The following is a 1999-nucleotide window of genomic DNA, read 5'->3' as shown; positions in this document are numbered from 1 at the left end:
TATTATTGAGGGGAGAGTAAAATCATTAATGTGGGCAAGCATAATTAAAGGCATAGTATGAGTTGTGCAACAGTCACTTCCGCTTTGTGGAAGATATCCTCTGGACCCTAGCCGGGTCGCCTTACAGAAAAGGAGAAGTCTGGATGTAAAAACTGAAGTTATTTTACTAAAACCTAATTACAAAAACCCATGAGCCATATCTTAATGACAAGCCTACTGCTTTTGATACTCAATGATTACCCTCCTTTTACATCAGATCAGTCTGAAGAAGAAGCAATTGTAGAAACACTGCAACTGGAAACACGCTATTTCTGTGAACGTAACCTGGAGAAATGGCAGGAGCAGTGGGTGCATAAGCCTTATACCTCTAAAATGTATGCTGGAAACACTGAATTCAGGGAGTTCATTGGCTGGGAAGCAGTCAACCAGAATACTCTAGATCACATCAAAGCCCAGCCTGAAAAAATTCCCATTCCGGTATCCAACCAGGATTATAACATTGAATTACTCGGTAAAACCGCCCTGGTTTTTTATTCCAACAACAATGCAGCGGGAACAGTGAGGGAAATTCGTTTGATGGTCAAGGAGGAGGATAAATGGAAAATTGCCAGGATGCAGACGATTTATTAAAATTGAAAGAAGATATTTTTCGATCTTAGCAGTGCAATTATTTTAAGCAATGAAGTTAAGCACAGCCCCCACTCTACATGAGGAAAAATAGATAAAGATAAAAGGGGTTAGTTTTGTAGTGTTCAACGGCACTCAATAACCCCTTTGAAGAATGAACTTCACCGAAAAGATAAGCAGAATATTTGAAAAAGTGGATGCCCTGATGCCTTCTAGCCCGATTAATTTAGCTCGTAAGAAGTTTATGACTCTCTTTATAGAGAGACTCATTAGGGGGCGTAGTGAACAGTTTGTAGAAGTAGCCAATCATATGTCTACAAAAGTCAAGACAGAATCAAATCTACATCGCATCCAAGACTTTATAGCTAACTATGAACTAGACTACGAGCATGTTGCTATACTTTTATGCTGTTTTCTTCCTACTAAAGGTTCGATAACCTTGGCTATTGACCGCACTAACTGGCGATTTGGGCATGTGATATTAATTTTTTTGGTCATCAGTGCATACTGTCAGGGGGCAGCCATCCCATTATGGTTTGAGTTACTGGAATATAAGAAAGGTGGCAATAGCAATGAAAAGGAGCGTATTCCCGTGTTGAAAACATGTTTGAAACTGCTGGCTGGTCGGGCTGTAGCTATTATTGGTGATTGTGAATTTGTAGGTACTAACTGGATTAAGTTTTTCTTTAACAATGGGGTTGATTTTTATATCCGTTTGCGAAGCAACACGCTAGTAGAGAAAAATGGGCAGATACGGCATGCAATTGATTGGCTGGGTCAGCGTAAAAAATGCTTACCATATGGGGTAAAGATACATAACCATTAGCGGCCGCCGCCGGGTGAGCCTGACAATAAAACGTCAAACCAAGCAGGATGACGAGCATCTTATTGTCATGACTAATACTTTCGCACATTTAGCTTTAAATCTCTACCAGCGCCGTTGGTCGATAGAATCGTTTTTTCAAAGCATAAAGCAAAGAGGTTTTCGCTTAGAAGATACTCATTTAAATGATTTAGACCGTTTGCGTAATCTTTTTGCCTTGGTAGCTATAGCATTCACGGTTTGCCTTCACATTGGACGATGGAGCAATCAGAATCAAAAACCTATCGAAATAAAGAACCACGGGTACAAAGCCAATAGTTTCTTCAGATATGGATTGGATTGCTGGCGGAACGCACCAAGAACAATGTCTGAGCAATTAGATCTGTTGATCCAGGTTATTGAACAGGCTATAATTCCGCCCAATATTAAAACTAAAAAAATTCTCATGTAGAGTGTCTATTGATTTTAAATAAATAAGATCATGTTTAAAAATTCTATTTGGTATTTACGCCAGTCGGTTGATGATAATTTGACAGTTTTGCCAAAGTA

Annotated in this window: 3 protein-coding genes; all 3 read left to right on the top strand. The window is 39.3% G+C overall.

Annotation, left to right across the window (positions count from 1 at the left end):
* The first annotated feature begins 189 nt into the window (after nucleotides 1-189).
* The 3 genes from WJR50_RS33970 to WJR50_RS34360 all read left to right on the top strand — a co-directional run bounded on the left by WJR50_RS33970 (nucleotide 190) and on the right by WJR50_RS34360 (nucleotide 1901).
* On the top strand, nucleotides 190-630 hold the full coding sequence (locus tag WJR50_RS33970) for a hypothetical protein (RefSeq protein WP_341297772.1): 441 nt from the start codon (nucleotides 190-192) through the stop codon (nucleotides 628-630).
* A 151-nt stretch (nucleotides 631-781) separates the two neighbouring features.
* The gene (locus WJR50_RS33965) at nucleotides 782-1453 is read left to right on the top strand and encodes a transposase (RefSeq protein ID WP_341297771.1); all 672 of its coding nucleotides are present in this window, start codon (nucleotides 782-784) and stop codon (nucleotides 1451-1453) included.
* A 13-nt stretch (nucleotides 1454-1466) separates the two neighbouring features.
* On the top strand, nucleotides 1467-1901 hold the full coding sequence (locus WJR50_RS34360; protein ID WP_445223520.1) for a transposase: 435 nt from the start codon (nucleotides 1467-1469) through the stop codon (nucleotides 1899-1901).
* Nucleotides 1902-1999 lie beyond the last annotated feature (98 nt).

The organism is Catalinimonas locisalis, from assembly GCF_038039535.1.
Classification (GTDB): Bacteria; Bacteroidota; Bacteroidia; order Cytophagales; family Cyclobacteriaceae; genus Catalinimonas.
This window is presented reverse-complemented; position numbering and strand designations above follow the sequence as displayed.

What these genes read in the sequence shown, in the direction of transcription:
- WJR50_RS33965 (WP_341297771.1), top strand. Translation starts at nt 782, where the DNA reads ATGAACTTCACCGAAAAGATAAGCAGAATATTTGAAAAAGTGGATGCC.
- WJR50_RS33970 (WP_341297772.1), top strand. Translation starts at nt 190, where the DNA reads ATGAGCCATATCTTAATGACAAGCCTACTGCTTTTGATACTCAATGAT.